The sequence below is a fragment of the Streptococcus mitis genome (assembly GCF_023110375.1).
GTDB classification, from domain to species: Bacteria; Bacillota; Bacilli; order Lactobacillales; family Streptococcaceae; genus Streptococcus; species Streptococcus mitis_CI.
This window is the reverse complement of the sequence record NZ_JALDVV010000018.1, coordinates 1-21,305: the sequence shown is the minus strand read 5'-3', so window position 1 is coordinate 21,305 and position 21,305 is coordinate 1. Positions and strand designations below refer to the sequence as shown.

22 protein-coding genes and 1 tRNA gene are annotated in these 21,305 nt (G+C 41.1%); 3 read left to right on the top strand and 20 right to left on the bottom strand.

Features of this window, described 5'->3' with window-relative positions; translation table 11 throughout:
* Nucleotides 1-123: 123 nt before the first annotated feature.
* Nucleotides 124-1,755 carry a Na/Pi cotransporter family protein gene (locus M1G12_RS09285; protein ID WP_247949802.1) on the top strand — a complete coding sequence of 544 codons (1,632 nt, stop codon included), beginning with the start codon at nt 124-126 and terminating at the stop codon, nt 1,753-1,755.
* Nucleotides 1,756-1,852: 97 nt separating this feature from the next.
* Here M1G12_RS09285 and M1G12_RS09280 read toward each other — a convergent pair whose 3' ends face one another.
* Together M1G12_RS09280 and pepA are read right to left on the bottom strand one after the other, a co-directional pair.
* Nucleotides 1,853-2,149 (bottom strand): bacteriocin immunity family protein, encoded by a 297-nt coding sequence (locus tag M1G12_RS09280; protein ID WP_004255931.1) that lies wholly within the window; start codon nt 2,147-2,149, stop codon nt 1,853-1,855.
* A 19-nt stretch (nt 2,150-2,168) separates the two neighbouring features.
* Entirely contained in the window at nt 2,169-3,233 is a 1,065-nt protein-coding gene (gene pepA, locus M1G12_RS09275; RefSeq protein ID WP_247949801.1) for a glutamyl aminopeptidase, read from the bottom strand.
* Between the two features lie 294 nt (nt 3,234-3,527).
* On the opposite strand from pepA, the gene galE reads away from it, so the two are divergent.
* Complete coding sequence (gene galE, locus M1G12_RS09270; protein ID WP_247949800.1) at nt 3,528-4,526, top strand: UDP-glucose 4-epimerase GalE; 999 nt, start codon at nt 3,528-3,530, stop codon at nt 4,524-4,526.
* Nucleotides 4,527-4,818: 292 nt separating this feature from the next.
* Here galE and yidD read toward each other — a convergent pair whose 3' ends face one another.
* The 18 genes from yidD to M1G12_RS09180 form a co-directional block, all read right to left on the bottom strand.
* Nucleotides 4,819-5,055, bottom strand: coding sequence for a membrane protein insertion efficiency factor YidD (gene yidD, locus M1G12_RS09265; RefSeq protein WP_084928164.1), 237 nt, complete (start codon nt 5,053-5,055; stop codon nt 4,819-4,821).
* A complete protein-coding gene (locus M1G12_RS09260) occupies nt 5,055-5,777 on the bottom strand; it encodes a pseudouridine synthase (protein ID WP_001222228.1) in 723 nt (240 codons plus the stop codon). Before M1G12_RS09260 ends, yidD begins: the two co-directional genes overlap by 1 nt.
* A complete protein-coding gene (gene scpB, locus M1G12_RS09255; protein WP_247949799.1) occupies nt 5,764-6,333 on the bottom strand; it encodes an SMC-Scp complex subunit ScpB in 570 nt (189 codons plus the stop codon). Before scpB ends, M1G12_RS09260 begins: the two co-directional genes overlap by 14 nt.
* 18 nt (nt 6,334-6,351) lie before the next feature.
* Nucleotides 6,352-7,080 (bottom strand): segregation/condensation protein A, encoded by a 729-nt coding sequence (locus M1G12_RS09250; RefSeq protein ID WP_247949798.1) that lies wholly within the window; start codon nt 7,078-7,080, stop codon nt 6,352-6,354.
* A complete protein-coding gene (gene xerD, locus M1G12_RS09245) occupies nt 7,080-7,814 on the bottom strand; it encodes a site-specific tyrosine recombinase XerD (protein WP_282186141.1) in 735 nt (244 codons plus the stop codon). The genes M1G12_RS09250 and xerD overlap by 1 nt, the downstream gene beginning before the upstream one ends.
* Nucleotides 7,811-8,272: a cyclic-di-AMP-binding protein CbpB gene (cbpB, locus tag M1G12_RS09240; RefSeq protein WP_049550792.1), complete on the bottom strand. Its 462-nt coding sequence runs from the start codon at nt 8,270-8,272 to the stop codon at nt 7,811-7,813. Before cbpB ends, xerD begins: the two co-directional genes overlap by 4 nt.
* The gene (locus M1G12_RS09235; protein WP_020902175.1) at nt 8,269-8,790 is read right to left on the bottom strand and encodes a metallophosphoesterase; all 522 of its coding nucleotides are present in this window, start codon (nt 8,788-8,790) and stop codon (nt 8,269-8,271) included. The genes cbpB and M1G12_RS09235 overlap by 4 nt, the downstream gene beginning before the upstream one ends.
* Nucleotides 8,766-9,737: a nucleoside-triphosphate diphosphatase gene (locus tag M1G12_RS09230; protein ID WP_247949796.1), complete on the bottom strand. Its 972-nt coding sequence runs from the start codon at nt 9,735-9,737 to the stop codon at nt 8,766-8,768. Before M1G12_RS09230 ends, M1G12_RS09235 begins: the two co-directional genes overlap by 25 nt.
* Entirely contained in the window at nt 9,734-10,528 is a 795-nt protein-coding gene (racE, locus tag M1G12_RS09225) for a glutamate racemase (protein ID WP_000370376.1), read from the bottom strand. The genes M1G12_RS09230 and racE overlap by 4 nt, the downstream gene beginning before the upstream one ends.
* Before the next feature lie 200 nt (nt 10,529-10,728).
* Nucleotides 10,729-10,977 carry a YneF family protein gene (locus tag M1G12_RS09220; RefSeq protein ID WP_000364990.1) on the bottom strand — a complete coding sequence of 83 codons (249 nt, stop codon included), beginning with the start codon at nt 10,975-10,977 and terminating at the stop codon, nt 10,729-10,731.
* A gap of 325 nt (nt 10,978-11,302) precedes the next feature.
* Complete coding sequence (locus tag M1G12_RS09215; RefSeq protein WP_247949795.1) at nt 11,303-12,106, bottom strand: ABC transporter ATP-binding protein; 804 nt, start codon at nt 12,104-12,106, stop codon at nt 11,303-11,305.
* 12 nt (nt 12,107-12,118) lie between these two features.
* Entirely contained in the window at nt 12,119-13,012 is an 894-nt protein-coding gene (locus M1G12_RS09210) for an ABC transporter permease (protein ID WP_153199261.1), read from the bottom strand.
* Between the two features lie 11 nt (nt 13,013-13,023).
* Complete coding sequence (locus M1G12_RS09205) at nt 13,024-14,001, bottom strand: ABC transporter substrate-binding protein (protein WP_247949794.1); 978 nt, start codon at nt 13,999-14,001, stop codon at nt 13,024-13,026.
* 454 nt (nt 14,002-14,455) lie between these two features.
* Entirely contained in the window at nt 14,456-15,382 is a 927-nt protein-coding gene (locus M1G12_RS09200) for an ATP-binding cassette domain-containing protein (RefSeq protein ID WP_001291284.1), read from the bottom strand.
* A 10-nt stretch (nt 15,383-15,392) separates the two neighbouring features.
* Nucleotides 15,393-16,460, bottom strand: coding sequence for an ABC transporter ATP-binding protein (locus M1G12_RS09195; protein ID WP_000159550.1), 1,068 nt, complete (start codon nt 16,458-16,460; stop codon nt 15,393-15,395).
* Between the two features lie 8 nt (nt 16,461-16,468).
* A complete protein-coding gene (gene oppC / locus M1G12_RS09190; RefSeq protein WP_000103691.1) occupies nt 16,469-17,395 on the bottom strand; it encodes an oligopeptide ABC transporter permease OppC in 927 nt (308 codons plus the stop codon).
* On the bottom strand, nt 17,395-18,891 hold the full coding sequence (locus M1G12_RS09185; protein WP_247939677.1) for an ABC transporter permease: 1,497 nt from the start codon (nt 18,889-18,891) through the stop codon (nt 17,395-17,397). The genes oppC and M1G12_RS09185 overlap by 1 nt, the downstream gene beginning before the upstream one ends.
* A 66-nt stretch (nt 18,892-18,957) precedes the next feature.
* Entirely contained in the window at nt 18,958-20,946 is a 1,989-nt protein-coding gene (locus M1G12_RS09180) for a peptide ABC transporter substrate-binding protein (protein WP_004255889.1), read from the bottom strand.
* A 161-nt stretch (nt 20,947-21,107) separates the two neighbouring features.
* Between M1G12_RS09180 and M1G12_RS09175 the strand changes: the two genes are divergently transcribed.
* Nucleotides 21,108-21,178 (top strand) — tRNA-Cys (locus M1G12_RS09175).
* Nucleotides 21,179-21,305 lie beyond the last annotated feature (127 nt).

The window sequence follows — 21,305 nt, the reverse complement described above, 5'->3', positions numbered from 1 at the left end:
TTATTTTTGCTTTTTCTAACGAATTTTCTTTCTAAAATCTTAGCTTAACACTTGTTAGATTTACTTTTATCCTTTAAAATAGAATAGGAGAAATTCCGTTATTATTTTTCGGAGGAAAAAGAAATGTCCATTAATTGGCAGGAAATTTTATTTCACTTTTTAGGTGGTCTGGGACTATTCTTATATAGTATCAAGACCATGGGAGACGGTTTGCAACAAGCTGCTGGAGATCGCCTTCGTTTTTACATTGACAAATATACCAGCAATCCGTTCTTCGGTGTGCTAGTTGGTATCGGTATGACGGCGCTAATTCAGTCAAGTTCTGGTGTCACAGTCATTACAGTGGGGCTAGTCAGCGCAGGACTTTTGACCTTGCGTCAAGCTATCGGTATTGTCATGGGTGCCAATATTGGAACTACCGTTACATCCTTTATCATCGGTTTTAAGCTAGGAGATTACGCCTTACCAATGCTTTTCATCGGAGCGATTTGTCTCTTCTTCACCAAGAATCGCTCTATCAATAACATCGGACGTATCATTTTTGGTGTAGGTGGTATCTTCTTCGCTCTCAATCTTATGAGCGGTGCAATGGAACCTCTAAAAGACCTGCAAGTCTTTAGAGACTATATGGTTGAACTAAGCAAGAGTCCTATTCTAGGTGTCTTTGTCGGAACTGGACTAACCCTACTCATTCAAGCTTCTTCCGCAACTATCGGTATCCTACAGAATCTTTACGCAAGTGGTTTGATTGATCTACAAGGTGCCCTACCAGTCTTGTTTGGTGATAATATCGGAACGACCATTACAGCTATTATTGCTTCTCTTGGAGCTAATATCGCTGCCAAACGTGTTGCTGGTGCCCATGTCGCCTTTAACGTGATTGGTACGGTTATCTGTATTGTCTTCCTTGTACCTTTCACTGGCTTGATTCAATGGTTTGAATCTACACTCAATCTGGCTCCAGAAATGACCATTGCCTTCGCCCACGGAACCTTTAATATCACAAATACTATTATCCAATTTCCATTCATCGGAGCCTTGGCCTACTTTGTAACCAAGCTCATCCCTGGTGAAGATGAAGTTGTCAAGTACGAGCCACTTTATCTTGATGAGCATTTGATTAAACAAGCTCCATCAATCGCTCTCGGAAATGCCAAAAAAGAACTCCTTCACTTAGGAAATTATGCTTCTAAAGCCTTTGACCTTTCATACAACTACATCATTAACCTCAATGAAAAGGTTGCTGAAAAAGGCCACAAGACAGAAGAAGCCATCAATACCATTGATGAAAAATTGACTCGTTACCTTATTACTCTTTCAAGTGAAGCTCTTAGCCAGAAAGAAAGTGAAGTGCTCACCAACATTCTTGATTCATCCCGCGATTTGGAACGAATTGGGGACCACGCAGAAGCGCTAATCAACCTGACTGACTACCTTCAACGTAAAAACGTTGAGTTCTCTGAAGCTGCTTTACAGGAATTAGCTGATATCTATCAAAAGACCACTGGCTTTATCAAAGATGCCCTTGACAGCGTGGAAAACAATGATATTGAAAAAGCTCAAAGTCTGATTGACCGCCATAAAGAAATCAACAATATGGAACGTGTTCTCAGAAAGACCCACATCAAACGCCTCAACAAGGGCGAGTGTTCAACACAAGCTGGGGTCAACTTTATCGACATCATTTCCCACTATACTCGTGTATCTGACCACGCTATGAATCTAGCTGAAAAGGTCATCGCTGAACAAATCTAAGAACCAAGAAGCTATCCTAAATAGGATGGCTTTTTTCTTTTCCTAATCTAGAATTGCTTTTCTAACATATAGAAAAATGCTTTGATTCACAATGGAATCAAAGCATTTTAAAGAGCTCCCCATACATAAGCGCAGAAGCTGCGGTTCCTCTGTACTTAGCTTCTTCTCTTTTAATAAAGCGAGCTAAGTTGAGCAACTCAGGTGCCGGATGTTTGGGATTTAGGAGCAATTCACGATTGACCAGGCCTGAGAGACGAACTGCCAGCAATTGCTCATTTGTAGTAGACAGTTTTTTAGCAGTCTCTAGGAGAGCAGCAACTAAATCTTCACTCAAATCATGTCGAGCATGATTGTAAAGATCTTTTACAAGGATTTCTAGGTTTGGTTCTACCATCCCTACCACCTCCTTAAGTTTAATAATTTTTAATCAAGTCAACTGTTGAACGATCCAATTTTTTCACCAAGGCTTGCAAGAAAGCTTGAGCTTCTAGGAAGTCATCCATTGCATAGAGGGTTTGGTGAGAGTGGATATAACGAGCGCAAACACCGATTGTTGTTGATGGGACACCACCATTTTTCAAATGAGCTGCGCCAGCGTCTGTTCCGCCTTTACCACAGTAGTATTGGTACTTGATTCCAGCTTCTTCAGCAGTTGTCAAAAGGAAATCCTTCATCCCTGGGAGAAGCAAGTGACCTGGGTCGTAGAAACGAATCAAGGTTCCATCCCCAATCTTGCCTTGACCGCCATAAACATCACCTGCTGGTGAGCAATCAACTGCTAGGAAGACTTCTGGATCAAACTTGGTTGTAGATGTATGAGCACCGCGGAGACCAACTTCTTCTTGGACGTTAGAGCCAAGATAGAGTTCATTTCCGAGTTTTTGACCTGACAGAGCTTCTGCCAACTCGCTCACCATAAGAACTCCATAGCGATTGTCCCAAGCTTTTGAAATGATATTTTTTTCATTGGCTGTTAAGATAGCGGAACTATCTGGGACAATGGTGTCACCAGGACGGATTCCAAAGCTTTCTGCCTCAGCCTTATCCGCAAAACCGCCATCAAAGACGATATCTGCAATGGCAGGCATGGTTGGTCCGCCCTTACCACGAGTCAAATGTGGCGGAACAGAGCCTGAAATCACAGGAATTTCACGACCGTCACGAGTAAAGAGTTTAAAGCGCTGGCTACTAACCACCATAGGATTCCAACCACCGATTTCTACGACACGGAAGATACCATCTGGCTTTATTTCGCTGACCATAAAACCAACTTCATCCATGTGAGAAGCGACCAAGACGCGCGGTGCATCTGCAGCTTCTGAATGTTTGATACCAAAAATACCACCCAAGCCATCTGTCACCACTTCATCCACGTGCGGTGTCAACTTTTCACGAAGATAAGCACGGACAGGTGCTTCATGACCTGAGATCGCAGCAAGTTCTGTTACTTCTTTGATTTTTGAAAATAATGTTGTCATTTCAGTTCCTTCTTTCTTTCATCCATTTTACCACTTTTTATAGGAGAAGGATAGCGGGAAGGTGGATTTCTAAATTAGTATCTTAGTCCTGCTCTATCTTAGAAAAAGATTATATTTTCTTGCATGTGATGTGAAATCTAAGAACTATTCCAAGATTAACCAAACTATTAATTTCCAAACAAAAAACAATTCAATGCTATATTTGTTTAGTTTTTTCATGAAATCTGCAGAAAATAGTTGACTTTGCATTCTTATTTCTTTAAAATAGTACAAAACTAGGAAAAGGAAAAAATCATGACCAAAACAATTCTTGTTACAGGTGGGGCTGGCTACATTGGCTCCCATACCGTTAAAGCTCTTTTAAATGCTGGCTATCAGGTACATGTTCTAGATAATCTCTCTACAGGAAATCGAACGGCTGTAGATAGTCGTGCTAGCTTTAAACAACTGGATGTTTATGATGCTAGCGCCTTAAAAACTTACTTAGAAGAAAATCAGATTGATGCTGTTCTCCATTGTGCAGGTGAGATTGTTGTGAGCGAAAGTATTGAAAATCCAAGTAAATACTTCACTGCCAATGTTGCTGGTATGAACCAAGTTCTCAAAGTCTTATCTGAAGTTGGCATTCAAAAAATCATGTTCTCTTCTACTGCATCCCTCTATGGTAATAACTGTATTGACAAGCCAGCAACTGAAGATACCCTGCTCGATCCTGTCAATCCTTATGCAGAGACAAAACTGATGGGCGAACGAATGATTTACTGGATGGCTAATCGCTACGACTGGAAATATGTCATTTTCCGTTACTTTAATGTTGCTGGGGCTGAAATGGATGCTTCAAACGGCCTGCGTGTGAAAAATCCAACTCACATCATTCCCAATATCAACAAGACCGCATTGGGACAAAATGATAGCCTAAAAATATTTGGAGATGACTATGATACACGCGATGGTTCATGTATTCGAGATTACATTCATGTCTTGGATCTTGCACAGGCTCATGTTAAAGGAATGAACTACCTATTTCAAGAAAACAGTTCTTCTCAAATCTTTAACTTAGGAACTGAAAAAGGCTATACCGTCAAAGAAATCTTTAAAACTGCCGAAGAATTACTGAATCAAAAAATACCACACGAAATTGTTGCTCGCCGTGCTGGTGACCCAGCCAGCGTCCTAGCAGACGCATCAAAAGCTAAAAAATATCTTGATTGGAAGGCTAGCTACTCTCTTGAAGATATTATTTTATCGGATTATCATTGGCGTGTTAAAGAAGGTAAAAACATTTTAGAATAAATAGCAGAAACATCAATAATAAATAAAAACACAGATAGATGGCACTTGATAAATACCAAGTATCATCTATCTGTGTTTTATACATTAGAATCCAATTTATACTCTTCAAAAATCTCTTCAAACCACGTCAACGTCGCCTTACCGTATAGATATTACTGACTTCGTCAGTTCTATCTGCAACCTCAAAATAGTATTTTGAGCTGACTTCGTCAGTTTCATCTACAACCTCAAAACCATGTTTTGAGCAGCCTGCGACTAGTTTTCTAGTTTGTTCTTTGATTTTCATTGAGTATTATTTTGAATTTCTCTTTAAAGAAAAATGGTCTGGGACGGGGTCCGTACCTGTTTTCGACCAGGGATGGCAACGTAAAATCCGAGCCAAGCCCATCAAAACACCCTTGAAGCCATGTTTTTCAATAGCCTGAATCATATAGTTGGAACAAGTCGGCTCAAAGCGACAAGAGGGTGGAAAGGCTGGTGAGATAAACCGTTGGTAAAAGCGTACTGGCGCTATTAAGATTCGTTTCATTATTTCTTGGTTACAGCCATGGTGTGTAGTTGGCTGATTTCTTTTTTGTTAAGACGACGGGATTCTCCTGGACGGAGTCCTGTCAAGTCTAGATGTCCAAAACGGGTCCGTGACAACTTGTCCACTTGAAGACCGACAGCTTCAAACATCTTTTTAACCTGGTGGTTACGCCCTTCATGGATAGTCAACTGTACCACAGAGCGGTTTTTAACTGGGTCCACTTTGAGAATCTCATAGACAGCCGGCTTGGTTTTCTTGCCATCAATCTCAAGTCCACGGGTCAAGGGACGAAGATTGTCCTTATTGGCCACACCTTTAACACGCGCAACATAAACCTTATCAATCTCATTACGAGGGTGAATCATTTCATCCGTAAAATCCCCATCATTGGTCAAAATCAAGACTCCTGATGTATCCCAGTCCAAACGACCTACAGGGTAGATGCGCTCTTTCACGTTGGGCAAGAGGTCCACAACTGTCTTACGGCCCTTGTCATCTGTCACACTGGAAATAACACCTCGTGGTTTGTTAAGCAGATAATAAACCTTTTCTTCGTTGTAGATTGGTTGACCTTCTACTTCGACCTTGTCTCCTGACTTGATGGTCGTTGCGAGTTCACGTACCACCTGGCCGTTGACCGTCACCAAGCCTTGCTTGATTAACTCTTCTGCTTTTCTCCTACTGGCCACACCTGCGTGGGCAATATACTTATTGATTCTCATCTTCTTCTATCCTTTCACCAAATAATTGGCTTTCTTGGGCTTGAATCTCAAGCTCATCAATCACTGGTAATTCTTCCAAATGATTTATCCCCATGTAATCTAGGAAATAATCTGTAGTCACATAGAGGTTGGGGCGACCCAACACTTCTTTTTTCCCGTCTTCTCGTATCAAGTCAAAGGCCTGCAACTTTGCCAAGGCCCCACTCGAGTTGACACCACGGATGGCATCAATCTCTATCCGTGTGATGGGCTGTTTGTAGGCAATGATGGACAAGGTCTCAAGGGCAGCCCGAGATAAACTCTGGTTGATAGGTGCCTTAGAGTATTCCTTCAAAATCTCTGAAAACTGAGGCTTGGTCACCAATCTATAAGCGCCCCCTGTCTCAATCAGGGCCAAACTGGAATCTGGGTCCCTTTCATACTTCTGGACTAATTTTTCTAAACTCTGTTGGATGCCTGTCGGTGGCAGAGAGAGGAGTTCAGCTAACTGGCGGACTCTAATCCCATCTTCACCCGCTACAAACAAGAGCGCTTCTATTTTTGCTAAAGTACTCATCTTTCCTCTCTATCAAGTCTAGCTTTGGGCCACTTGACTTTCTTCCTTCTTTTCCATGAGATAAATATCTCCGAAACTTTCCTCTTGCACGAGGATCAGCTCCTGGGTTTTGATTAACTCTAGGGTTGCCAAAAAGAGGGTAATGACCTCTTGGAGATTCTGGGCTTCCTTGAACAAATCCTGCAAGCGCAATTGTTCCCGTCCAGCCAAGGACTCTTTCACGATAACCATCATGTCCTCAATCTTATACTCATCCCGCAAGATAGTCGTGTGATTCTGTGCAAACTCCTCTTTTTTCTTTGCTAGGATATTTGAAAAAGCCAAAAAGAGGTCAATGGTCGTCTTGTCATGCACAAGCTCCGCATCTTCGTAAATCAACTCTGTCGGCGCTTTGGAATAGTACTGGGCCCGATCTTGGTGCTTGGCTTCCAAATTCTCACCCAAGAGCTTGAACTTGCGGTATTCTTCGATTTGGGAAAGAAGATCCTGCTCTAGATCATCCTCCAAGTCTGTCACTTCTGCCACCTTTGGCAAGAGCTTGCGGCTCTTGATCAGCATGAGCTGACTGGCCATAACCATGTACTCACCCGTCACTTCCAGACGCATGGCCTGCAGGGTTGAGACATAAGCTAGATACTGTTCGATGACTTCTGTAATAGGCACATCGTAGATATCCATCTGGTACTTAGAAACCAGGTGCAAGAGCAAGTCCAGGGGCCCTTCAAAATCTTTTAATTTAATATCCATTATCTATATTTTTCTAAGGTGAGGACTGTTTTTAATCCTAATTTTTTTGCAATTTCGTACAAATCGACCTTGTTTTCAATTTGTCGTAGAATGAACTGTTCCCGCAAGGCTTGGGCTGATAAGGCTGGAAAACCTTTCTCCTTGACAAAAGCTTCTAACTGACGAAAGGCCCACTGACGAGAATAGGCTTTCCCTGCCCTTTCAAAGAGGTAGGTCTGGGCCATCAAGGGTTCCAATTCTGACAGTAAGGTCGTAGGAATGGTGACAATCCTCTGTTGGGAAGCCTTCTTGATTCGCAACACCTGAAAATCCAGATTGATATCCTCAACCTTGAGAGCCAAAATCTCACTCGGCAAGAGCCCCATTTCTAGGATAAGAAGAGCCAGTAAACGGCCCTCTGGATAGGCACTTTCCTGCCAAAAAGAGTCTAGATCTAAAATTTCTGGCTTTTCTGTCTTCTTTTCAGCTTGTTTAGCTAATTCCAAGCGGTAAAAACTATCCACTTCTCCTTTTTGATAGAGAAAGTAGAGAAATTGGTTACAGGCCGAAATCTTTCGCTTCTGGACGCTGATTTTTAGATTGACTAGCTGGGCTTGGTAAATCTTGAGACTGGTCTCAGAAATCCGCTCACCTACCAAATCTAAAAACTGTTCTAAATCATACTTATATGACTGCTTAGAATTGGCAGATAAGCCCTGCTTTTCCTCTAAAAAGGCTGAAATCTTGTCTCTCATTTGCATCGAATCTCATATTCCTTACTAAAGTCATGCAAGAGGGCATTCACTGCCTTGAGGATAGACTTGCGCGTGATAATCCCTTGGAAAATACCAGACGCATCCACAACCGGCAAGAAGGACTCATCTACCAACTTGTGCAAGACCTCCGTAATGGTAAAATCAGGCGAAACAACCGTTACGTCCGTTCTCGTCATATGAACGATATCCGTATCTGCCATGATTTCTTGACTCAAGTCATGCTCCATCTGATAAGCCATAATATCTCTGAGCCCAATCGTCCCAACAAACTGTTTTTCATCTGTCACAACAGGAACACGGGTATAGGTCATCTGACTGAGCAAGAGGGTCGCGTGATCTGCATTGTGGGTATCAATCAAAACGGCTAGATTTTTAGCAGGAGTCAAAAAAGTTTCTTCTTGCCCCAACAAGAAAGTCTCAAACTCCTTGGCAATCATCGGCTAAACTCCTTGGACAAGCCCGGATACACCTCATGGTCTCGTGTCAAAAAGTCGACTTTGAAATAACTGTCATCAATTTCCACACGAGCATAGAGACATTCTCTGATGGTCCCACGTGGTTGACTGATAGAACCTGGATTTAGAAAGAGGGTCTTTCCTTCCATCCAAGCATTTGGCACATGCAAGTGACCATAGAGACAGATATCGGCCTCTTCTTCCTGAGCCCAGTAGTCCAACTTTTGAAAGTTGAAATTGATGTCAAACAAGTGACCATGGGTTTGGATAATCTTGGTCGAACCAAGCTCGGTCACCAAACGTTCTGGGTAGCCGGCGTAGAAGTCCATGTTCCCTTTAACAACACGGATGCCTTCCCAAAGGGGAGAATCAGGACGCAGTTCAGAATCGCCGTTATGAAAAACGGCATCAACTTTGCCTACATAGCGATCACGGATTTCTTCCACAATCAAGCTATCGCCATGGGAATCGCTCATTACAATGATGGTTTGCTTTGCCATGATGGAAATACCTCCAAAAGTTTCTTAACGGCTAAGGCACGGTGAGATTGGCTATTTTTTTCTTCAAGGGTTAATTCAGCTGAGGACTTACCTGTCTCTCCTACAAGGAAGAGAGGATCGTAACCAAATCCATTTTCACCCTTAGGTTCAAAGTTAATGTAGCCAGGCCAGTCTGCTTCAACAACCAAGCTTTCCTTGTTTGGACTGGCCACGACTAGGGTTGTATGGAATTGAGCCGAGCGGTCCTTGAGTTCAAAGACCATGGCCAATTCGTGCAAGAGTTTGGCATTGTTTTCACGGTCAGTAGCTCCCACACCTGCGAAACGAGCTGACCAGACACCTGGCAAGCCACCAAGGACATCGACTTTGAGACCTGAGTCATCTGCCAAAACCATCTTGCCCGTTAATTGAGAAATAGTTTCTGCCTTGAGACGGGCATTTTCTTCGAAGGTCATGCCTGTTTCTGCTACTTCAGGCAAGTCAGGATAGTCATTGAGATTTTCCACATCGTAGCCTAGCTTGTCAAAGATAGCTCGGAATTCCTTGGTCTTGCCCTCGTTACGAGTCGCAATCAATAAGGTTTCTCTGACCTTGTTTGTCTCAAAGAATGCTTCTACATCAACACCTTCCTTGGGCAATTCTACATGCAGGAGTTGCCCATTTTCAACCAAGAGCAAAGCTCCCTGACGTTGGATGACTTCTAGATTGCGACCTGCTTCTTGGTTTAGTATATCTACCACAAAAGACAATAAACGGTAGCGAGAACCATAGCGTAAAACAGTAACTGAAATCGGGAAACCTCGATCCTCATCTCGAAATCTTTGGGCAAACTCCAATAGAGGAAAATTCAAATCATCATCCGTCAACGTCCGGACGCCACCAAAAATACCATAGGACCCAACATACCAGTCCTGCTCATCCTTATATTCATAAATTTTATTTGTCATAATTCTACATGCTCCACATGAATCTCTTTTTCCAGCCATTCTTCACCAATTTGTGCAAAACTTTGGCTGCTGGCTGTTGTGTAAAAACGGTGATGGAGTGGTCCGGCATCGCGACCACGATTGATTTCAAAATAATTGAGTAAGACTGAGATGTCCCGTACGCACTCTGCCCCACTATCGATAAGTTGAACCTTGGGCCCCATGACATTTTGAATAATAGGTCTGAGCAGTGGATAATGGGTACAACCCAAAATCAGGCTATCCACCTTTCCAACCAAGGGACGTAGGGTTTCATAAACTACTTTCTTAGTGACACTGGTTGACAGAGCCCCAGACTCCACCAAGGGAGCAAACTTGGGACAGGCCAAACTCTCCACCTGTAAGTCCGGATCCAAATCATGGATTTTCTGACGGTAGATGTCTGATTGTACCGTCATGGGTGTTCCAATGACTCCGATTTTCCCACCTTGGCTGGACTTGATGGCTGCTGAAGCTCCTGGCAAAATCACACCCAAGACCGGAATATCTAGTTGAGCCTTGATTTCTTCCCAGACGACCGCAGTCGCAGTATTACAAGCAATGACAATCATTTTGACATCCTTGGTCAAAAGAAAGTTGACCAACTGCCAAGTATATTCACGAATTTGCTCAGCAGGACGGGGCCCGTAAGGCGCCCGTGCCGAATCCCCAATATAGACGATTTCTTCATGGGGAAGCTGACGCATGAGCTCGCGCACAACGGTCAAGCCCCCGACACCCGAATCCAAAAAACCAATTGGTCGATTATCCATACAGTCTTCTTTCTAGTCTTTTTTCTGATTGATAGTTCATTATGATTATTCTTCCTTATGAACTGAATGACAGCCTAATCAATAACTATCTCTCTTAATCATAATCAAATATCAATAGAATGCAAGGAAAAAGTCTCATCCCTAAACACTTAGCCAACATAGTGAGAAGTCTGGAACTTTCATCCCAGACTTTTCCTTATTTATTTTTTCTTTTTATTGTTAGCAAGGGCTGCCTTTTGTTGGCGGATGATTTGGTGGTAAACTTGTTGTACCTTAGCTTCGCTTGGTTTTTGACCATTTGCACTCAAAAGAGTACGAACTGCTTCAGCATTCAAACGTGGGTTGTCAGCAAATTCTTTTTCGATTTGCTTACGAACCAAGTACATCCCTCCAAGAGCTCCTCCTAGAAAAGCTAGCACAATCAATACAATTGCTAATAGTAAATCCATCATTTTTCTCCTGTTTCTTTTTGAGTCTCTTTCATTATACCACAAACTAGCCACCCTGACTAGTTTGTTTTACGCTTTCAGGGAGGGAATAGACAGCAAAAAGAACCCTGCTTTTCTGCAAAAGAGAGCTCCCTACTGAGTTTATACTCACTGAAAATCAAAGAGCAAACTAGGAAGCTAGCCACAGGCTGCTCAAAACACGGTTTGGAGGTTGCAGATAGAGTTGACACGGTTTGAAGAGATTTTCGAAGAGTATCAATTTCATATTTCTGCCTATCCATTTGTACTAATAAAAGACTGAGACACCACATCTCAGCCTTTTTCTTTATCCCAAAACTAATTCATCACTAACTAGACTTTGGCCACTATTTTTCTGGAAGAGATGCATGAGATCTTCAACCGTCAGATGCTTTTTCTCCTCTCCCTTGACATCCACCACTATCTTACCCTGATAGAGCATAATAAGACGATTTCCGTACTCAATCGCATGGTTCATATCGTGGGTAATCATCAAAGTCGTCAACTGATGGTGTTCCACAATCTTTTGCGTCAAATCCATCACCATTTGACTCGTTTTCGGGTCAAGTGCCGCAGTATGTTCATCCAAAAGCAAAAGTTTGGGTTTCACCAGAGCTGCCATGACTAGGGTCAAGGCCTGTCTTTGTCCTCCTGAGAGGTATTGAGTATCCACTTTCAAGCGGTTTTCAAGGCCAATATTCAACTCTTTCAAGGCCTCTTGGAACTGGATTCTCTCCTTCTCCTTCACGCCCCAACCAAGCCCTCTCTTCTGCCCACGTCTCAAGGCAATAGCCATATTCTCCTCAATCGTCAAACGAAAAGCTGTTCCCATCTTAGGATCTTGAAAAACACGGGCGATATCCTTGGCTCTCTTTCTTACACTCAGATTTTTAATGGATTTGCCTGCCAATAAAAGGTCCCCTTCATCCACAGATAAATTACCAGCCAAGATATTCATCAAAGTGGATTTCCCTGCTCCATTTCCACCAATTACAGAGATAAAATCTCCCTCTTCAACCTCTAAATCTAATCCTTTGAGGACATGGTTCTCATTGACCGTCCCTGCTTCAAATGTTTTGTGAATATTTTCAAGTGTTAACAAACTTGCCATAACTTTCTCCTCCTATTCATTTCTCAATTTCAGACCACGAATCTTTAATCTCTTTTGCAATTCTGGCGCAAATAAAACCAAGGCAAGCAAGATTGCATTAAAGAGACGAACTAGGTTTTGATCTAGATTTGGAATTTCATAGATATTTAAAATAATCAAACGGTAAACAATAGCACCAATTCCGATGGATAACAAGCGGCCTCCAATGGTCAAGTCGTGAATCAAGACTTCCGCAATAATGACTGCACTCAAACCAACAACGATAGTTCCTGTCCCAGAAGTCACATCTGAAAATCCATCATTTTGGGCAAACAAGGAACCACATAGGGCAATCAAGCCATTTGAAATCATGTAACCAACAATCTTCATCGTGTCTACATTGACCCCATTGGCCTCACTCATCGGAATATTGTCCCCAGTCGAACGCAAGACCAAGCCAATCTCTGTTTTCATCAAAAGAGTCAAGACCAAACAAACAAGTAAGAGACAAGCTAAACTGAGTGAGAAAACAGCTTCTTCATTTGACAGCCCCAAGCTCGCCAACTGTTTAAAGACAGTCGAAGAATCTCCCAAGGAAAGATTGGGCACACTTCCCATGATTTTAATATTGATCGAATAAAGCCCTGTCAAGGTCACAATCCCTGTCAAGAGAGCTGGGATTTTCATCTTGGTGTGGAGCATTCCTGATACAAGACCAGCAATCATACCTGCTAACAAAGCAAGTAAGGTCGCAATCCAAGGATTTGTCCCTGCCTGTATCTGTGATACAACGACAGCTGCCCCCAGAGGAAAGGCTCCCTCAGCAGTCATATCCGCAATATCCAAAATACGGAAAGTCAAGTAGACCCCAATCGCCATAATCGACCACAACAAACCTTCTGATAAACTAGATAACACAAAATTCATCTTAAACCTCCTTATTCCTTGCTTTCTAACTTGCTAATATCAATTCCTAGTGCATCTGCCATTTCTTGATTGGTATGCAATTCCAGTTTTTCAGGCAACTCAACTGCTATATTTTCTGGATTCTCACCTTTTAAAACACGAATCAGCATTCTTGCTGTCTGGCGTCCCAATTCTTCATAATTGGTTCCGTAGTTATACAAGCCACCAACAGCAATCATTTCTGTTGAACCACCGAATACTGGAACCTTGTGTTTAATAGAAACCTGCTTAACTGTTTCCATGGTTGACGAAATGATATTATCCGTTGGGACAAAAACCATATCCACCTCTGCCATCAAGCTTTCTGCTACCGCCTTGACGTTGTTACTGTCCAAGATTGTTTTTTCAACAACGGTAAAGCCTTTTTCTTCCAGAAGGCGCTTAGCTTCATCCTTTTGGACAACTGAGTTTGGCTCGCTCTGAGTATAAAGAATTCCAATCGTTTTAGCCTTGGGCAACACTTTCTTTATCAAATTGATTTGGGTTGAAATGGCATCTGATGACTGATCGCTTGTCCCAGTTACATTGCCCCCAGGATGCTCTCTTGACTCTACCAACTTGGCACTGACAGGATCTGTTACCGCTGAAAAGATAACAGGTGTCGTTTGTGTTGTATTGGCCAAGCTCTGAGCAGAAGGCGTTGCGATGGCTAGAACGACATCACTAGATTCTGCTAGTTGCTGGGAAATCGTTTTTAGGTTTCGTTGTTCTCCCTGTGCATTTTGCAAATCAATCTCAATATTTTTCCCCTCAACATAGCCTTGCTTATCCAACTCATCCACAAAGCCTTCTCTGGTAGCGTCTAGAGACTGGTGGGTAATAAATTGTGAAATACCGATACGAAATACATCTTTTTTCTTATCTGCCTTCAACTGATGCAAAATGATCAGAGAGGTCAAGAGAATCCCCACTACCAAGAGGGGTGCTAGTAATTTTCGAACAACTTTCATAATGAAACTCCTTCTCAGAAAAGATAAAACAAAAAACCGCCTAGATACTATCTAAACGGATGCTTGAAATAATCTAACAAGTTATAACTTTGCTAGTCCATTTAGATATTCATCTATATGGACCACAATCAAAAATCTTAGCCACATAGATACAAACAAATTGCTTGAACTGTTTGCATCCATGGTGACATGTCTACAAACACTATCTAAAGTAGCTAAAGTAAAAGTTTTGATTCATCGTTACAGCTTGTCTCTTATTCATTTCTTTTTCTGCTTTCTTTTTTGATGTTTCCTATCTTACCACCTTTTTCATCACCTGTCAAGAATATTTCAGAATTTTTTAAAATTTTTCGAAAATTCTTTCAGGATACTTTCAAAGATTTTTTCAAATCAGTCCAACAAAAAAAGGTTTATAATTCCCATATCAATTTTTATGGAAATTATAAAACCATTATTAGTTTAACCCTTGTTGGTAACGCGCCAATTCGGCTTGGTTAGCCCAAACATAGTGACCTGGACGGATTTCTACCATAGATGGCTTATCAGTCTCATAGTCGTGTTGACTTGGGTCGTAAACCTTCAAGACCTTCTTACGTTCCAAGATTGGATCTGGGATTGGTACCGCTGAAAGCAAGGCTTGAGTATATGGGTGAATTGGATTGTTAAACAATTCTTCTGTTTCTGCAACCTCTACAATAACACCCTTGTAAATAACTGCGATACGATCTGAAATAAAGCGAACGACAGACAAGTCATGGGCGATGAAGAGATAGGTCAAACCAAGTTCTTTTTGGAATTTTTTGAGCAAGTTCAAGACTTGAGCACGCACAGAAACGTCCAAGGCTGAAATGGGCTCATCCGCAATAACAAAGTCTGGTTGCATGACCAAGGCACGGGCAATACCGATACGTTGACGTTGACCACCTGAGAATTCATGAGGGTAACGAGTCAAGTGCTCAGCAAGAAGCCCCACTTCACGGATAATATTTTTAACTTTCTCTTTACGTTCTTCTTCATCCTTGAACAGATGATGATTGTAAAGACCTTCAGAAATAATATAATCAACAGTCGCACGTTCATTCAAACTTGCGGCAGGATCTTGAAAAATCATCTGGATACGACGAATCAATTCTGCAGCTTGTTCACGCGATTTCTTACCATTAATCTTTTGACCATCAAAAATGATATCCCCATTACTTGTATCATTAAGACCGATGATGGCACGACCAATAGTTGTTTTCCCACTACCTGACTCACCTACAAGCGAGAAAGTTTCTCCCTTGTTGATAAAGAAGTTAGCATTTTTAACTGCGACAAACTTCTTACTTCCTTCACCGAAGGAAATTTCTAAATCTTTGATTTCTACTAATTTTTCAGACATTTCCTTCCTCCTAGTCAGCCAGATGGGCAAATCCCATTTTTTCACGAATCTTATCATGGAGATTTGCAATCACAGCTGGTTTTTCTACTTTTGGAGCATCCTCATGAAGTAGCCAAGTTTTAGCCCAATGTGTCTCTGATACTGAGAATTGAGGAGCTTTTTGTTCGAAGTCAATCTGCATTGCATAGTCAGAACGCAAGGCAAAGGCATCCCCTTTCAGGTCAGTATAAAGTGACGGAGGTGTTCCTGGGATTGAGTAAAGATCCCCTTTATCATCAGCAAGCTGAGGCAAGCTAGACAAGAGACTCCATGTATATGGATGGCGAGGGTCATAGAAGACTTCCTCAACAGTTCCATACTCAACGATTTCTCCTGCATACATAACCGCTACCTTATCTGCAATACTTGCCACCACACCAAGGTCGTGGGTGATAAAGATTGTTGTGAAATGGTACTCGTTTTGTAAAGATTTCAACAAATCAATAATCTGAGCTTGGATGGTCACATCCAAGGCAGTCGTTGGCTCATCACAAATCAAGACATCAGGTCGGCAGGCAAGAGCAATCGCAATAACGATACGTTGACGCATTCCTCCAGAATATTGGAATGGGTATTCATCAAAACGTCTATCTGCATCTGGAATCCCAACCTTATTCATGTAGTCAATGGCCAATTCTTTCGCTTCTTTAGCTGTTTTTCCTTGGTGTTTTACAATAACTTCTGTAATCTGACTACCAATTGTTTTAATTGGGTCCAAACTAGTCATTGGATCTTGGAAGATAGTCGCAATCTTAGCGCCACGAATTTGTTCCCAATCCTTGTGAGAAGATAAAGCTGTCAAATCTTGACCACGGTAGTCAATACTACCTTGGGCAATGCGACCGTTTTCTTCAAGCATACCTGTGAATGTCTTTGTCAAAACAGATTTCCCTGATCCTGACTCACCTACCAAGGCTAATACTTCTCCTTCAACTAGTTCAAGGGAAACGCCGCGAATGGCTGTCAATACTTTGTCACGAACGTCAAATTCCACGACAATATCGCGAGCAGTCAAAATTACATTTTTTTCTTTTGTCATTTCTACTCCTATCTATGTGTACGTGGATCACTAGCATCCGCTAAGTTTTGACCAACTACGAAAAGGGATAAGGATACCAAGACAAGAGTTGTCAATGGAATCCAGAACAAGTAAGCATTGGTTGTTACGTTTTGTGAATAATCCGAAATCAAACGACCCAAACTTGGCACGGTAATTGGTAATCCAAGACCGAAGAATGACAAGAAGGCTTCGTATGAGATAAAGCTTGGAAGCATTTGAGTCATGGTTGTCACAATAACAGATACCAATTGAGGCATGATATTTTTGGCAACAATCTTCAAGGTTGGTGTTCCCAAGGTACGTGACGCCAAATTGTATTCCAAATCACGGTAACGCAAGATTTGCACACGAATCATGAAGGCAATCCCAATCCATGTTGTTACACTCATGGCAAAAATCAGATTCCAGAATCCAGCTCCGATTGAGTAAGTCAAGACAATGACAATCAAAAGAGATGGGATGTTTGAGATGACGTTGTAAACTTCCATCATCACGCGGTCAACTGATTTTGAAATTCCCCAAATACCACCGACAAAAACACCGATAACCAAGTTAATTACTGTCGCAATCACAGAAATGAGGATAGAGTTACGAGCTCCGAACCAGACACCGTCAAAAAGAGATTTACCGTTACTGTCTGTACCGAACCAATGCTCAGCATTTGGCTTGATATAACGAGCACTAAAGTCGTTTACCTTGCTGACATCATTGAAATCAAACTTAGAAAACATTGGGTAGATGAAACTCATCAAAATGATAGCTACCAAGATTCCCAACATGACTACAGTTGATTTCTTCTTCATAAATTGTCTAAACACTGAACCCCAGTATGAATAAGCTGGCGCATCAATAGCTTCAGAGGCAAAATCGTCACGTTTTACAAACTGAAATTTTTCTTTATCGATTGTAGACATTATTTGCCTCCTTTCTCAGTCAATTTAATACGTGGGTCAATAATAGTCATCCAAATATCTCCCAAAAGAAGTGAGAAGATAGAAATACATGTAAAGATGAAGACAAGACCAACGACCATAGAGTTATTAGATGCTTTTACAGAGTCAATCAACATTTTACCCATACCTGGGAAGGCGAAGACTGTTTCAGTAAGGGTTGCACCACCAATAACCCCGATAACGGCACCAGGAATTCCTGAAACCAGCGGAACCATGGCATTTTTAAAGATGTGTTTGTTTGAAATTTCTTTTTCAGACAAACCTTTGGCACGAGCAAAACGAACAAAGTCCTGTGATTGCAAGTCAATCATGTAACGACGAATCCAAATAGCTGTACCAGGAGCACCCAACAAACCAAGAATCACTGCTGGTAAAACATACGAACGCCAATCTCCAGCACCCAAAATAGGGAATGAATCTGGAAGACCAATTGATGATCCAATCAAACGAACAATGTAAACCAAGGCAATGGTTGGAAGGGCCATCAAGAAGGTCAAAAACCCTGTTGAGAAGCTATCAATCCAAGTATTCTTGAAGCGAGCCATAGCTGAACCAAGTGGCACGGCAATCGCATAAGAAATCACCAAACCAATCAATCCAACGACTGCAGAGCTAGCAATCATAGAAGGATATTGGTAGTTGCTTTCAGTTGCAGTATAAGGATCATCTTTTCCGTAGTTAGCTACTTCACGAGAGTCAGCCTGACTAGGTGATTTATAGGTTCTTGAGTAAATATTTACAGAAGAAGTTTTCTTACCTGTTGGGAACTGAACTTGAGATGTTTTTGTTTGTCCTTGTCCTTGAGTAATGACCTGTAAAACAGGGCTATTAGCATAGGTTGGATAAGAGTCACCTAAATTAATGTTCACAAAGTTTTGATGCACAAATGGGAACTGACTGTTGAAGTACAAGAGATATTTGTGTTTTGTTCCTGAACCGACCAAGGACCATCCGATAGCTGGATCATTTTCAAAACGAAGGTAACGTTTCAAGTCTGGATTTTCAGGGTCTTGAATTTTATTTGTATGATCAATGTCAATCAAGTTAGCATAGAATTTGAAAACACGTTCAAAAATTGGGATTTCACGAGTAGCGTAGAATTGGCCACTTTCAGTAAATTCTCCCAAGGTCCAACCATGACCGATTTGTTTGATGTATTTTTCATAGATAGCCTTGTTGGTGTCATTGGCTTCAACTGTTACAGAAGCATCCATCTGGCTAGCTTTTTCTTGCAACTCTTTGGTATCGTAGTACTCGATATAGCCCATACGCTCATAAACAGTATTCTCATAGTTATCACGTTTATCAGCAGTTGTCGCAATCTTGTTATAGTTGGTATCCTGTTTGAAAATCAATTTTCGAGGAACCATTGTATAGATAATCGTGTAGGTCAAGGTTGTTACTAAGAAGATAGAAACCAAGGACCGCAAAACACGCATAAAAATATATTTTTTCATATCATTTCCTTTAAAAATCCCAAAAGAACCTTCTCCTCATGGAGAGAAAGTTCTATTGAAAATTATTTACTTCACATGACTTGCCAATTCTTTTTGAGCTTTCTCATTTGACTCAGTCTTTTCTTTCAACCATTTTTCACGAGCTTTTTCATACTCTTCTTTGGTGATTGCTTTTTCACCAACTTCAGTGTACTTCAAGTATCCTGAATTTTCACCTTTAAGGCCGGCTACTGAATATGAAGAGCTAAATGGTAGAACTTTTGAAACATATGAAACCGCTGTTTCTTTAGGAGAAGCCATTACTGGAATTGTCAAAGCATTATCAGTCAACCAAGCTTGTGCCACCGCGTATTTTTCATAACGTTTTTGAACATCTTGGTTTTCGCTGTTTGCGTCATCAAGTAATTTTCCATAGTCAGCTAAACCAAGTTTGCTTACTACTGATGCATCTGTGTTTTGGTCAATACCAAGGTAAAGACGAGTGCTTCCTCCCTTAAGGACGAATTGATCCAAGAAAGTAGAAGGATCTTGATAGTCAGGGTTCCATCCTAGCAAGGTATGGATATCCCAGTCTTGCTCTTTAGCTGTTGGAGCGCTAAATGAAATTGGTAAAGCTTCCGCTTGAGTCATTTGTTGTAAGTCTACAACAACATTATCTGAACCCAATACTTTTTCAATTGATTGTTTCAATGATTGAACACGGTTTACAACCGCTGTTGATTCTTGGATAACCAAGGCATCCAAGTGGATTGGGAATTCAACACCTTCAGCTTGTAGACTTGATTTTGCTTTAGCAAAGACTTCTTTAGCTTTTTCTTCATTGTAAAGGCCATTTTGAGAATCTGCTAGAGATACGTTTGACCAAGTAGAAGAATTTGTCTTAGCCAAGCTATCTTGTACCAATTCACCAAATGTTTTCTTACCAACTTGAAGATTATAAGGTGCAAACGTATTACGGATGGCTACTGCAGCTCCATCAGTACCATTTGTTTGAGCTGAGTAAGAATTGCGATCGACAGCAAAGTTCAAGGCTTGACGGAATTCCTTGTTTAGCAATGCTTTCTGAGTAGATGTCTTTTGGGTATCACTTGTTTTGGCAGTGTGGTTATAGGTTGTACGGCCATAATTCAAGCTGACAGTTGCAACACCCGCTCCTGGTTCATTAAAGTAAATGTTATCTTTAAAGTCAGCTGCATATTTTTCATATGTAGAACTTGTAGGGAAGATACGAGCCTTGCTATATTGACCATCAGCAAAACCTTTAGCAATCACATCTTGGTCCTTACCATCCCAGAAAGTGAACTTAACGTTCTCAATTTTTACATTTTCTTTGTCCCAGTAAGCATCATTTTTAGCCATCTCGATAGATGATTTTGGAGTTACAGATTTTAAGACAAATGGACCGTTATAAAGAATAGAGTTAGCATCGGTTGGGGCACCAAAACCTTCACCTTTTGAAGTTAAGAATTCTTCATTAACCGGCATCAAAACACCACTAGTGGTCTTATCATTCCAGAAAGTTTCTGGCTGGTTCAAGGTATATTCTAGTGTTTGATCATCAAGTGCTTTTACTCCAACGGTTGAAAAATCGCTTGTTTCACCCTTGATATAGGCTTCTAATCCCTTAATAGAAGAGCTAACGATTGAAAGTCCTTTTGATTTTCCATCTACGGCATGTTTCAAACCAGTAACGAAGTCTTTAGCAGTTACAGGAGCGTATTCTTCTCCCTCTGCTGTAACCCATTTAGCATCCTTACGGATTTTATAGGTATAAGTCAAACCATCTTTTGAAACTGTCCATGATTCAGCAATAGAAGGAACCAAGTTACCATATTTATCATTAGCCAACAAACCATCTACAGCATTTGTTGTGACGAATGATGTTGAATCGATATTGCTGACGATATAATCCAAGGTTTCTGGATCTGTTTGATAAACATATTGGTAATCTTTTGCTAGTTTAGCATTATTCGAACTAGTGTTTGAACACGCAGCTAGAACTCCTGACGCTAATAAGGTAGCTCCCGCTACAGCAAGCACTTGACTTTTTTTCATTTATTTACTCCTCTTATAAATAAAGTATAGGTTATCATCAATTATATCATAGATTTCAAGAAAAGTAAACGAATTTTCAGAATATTTAGGCTTATTGATACAAAAAATCTGAAAAAGCTATTGACTGAAAATCATTTTCAAGGTATAATAATAAACGTTAAGGCGGTATAGCCAAGTGGTAAGGCACGGCTCTGCAAAAGCTTGATCGTCGGTTCAAATCCGTCTACCGCCTTCTATAGCTTGATTTATCAGGTTTCAAATGAACAGAAAGCCCAATTTAAAGGGCTCTTTGTCAACTGTAGTGGGTTGAATAAAAGCTAAGATCTAGAAAGGACGAAATTTGTCCTTTCTTTTTTGAT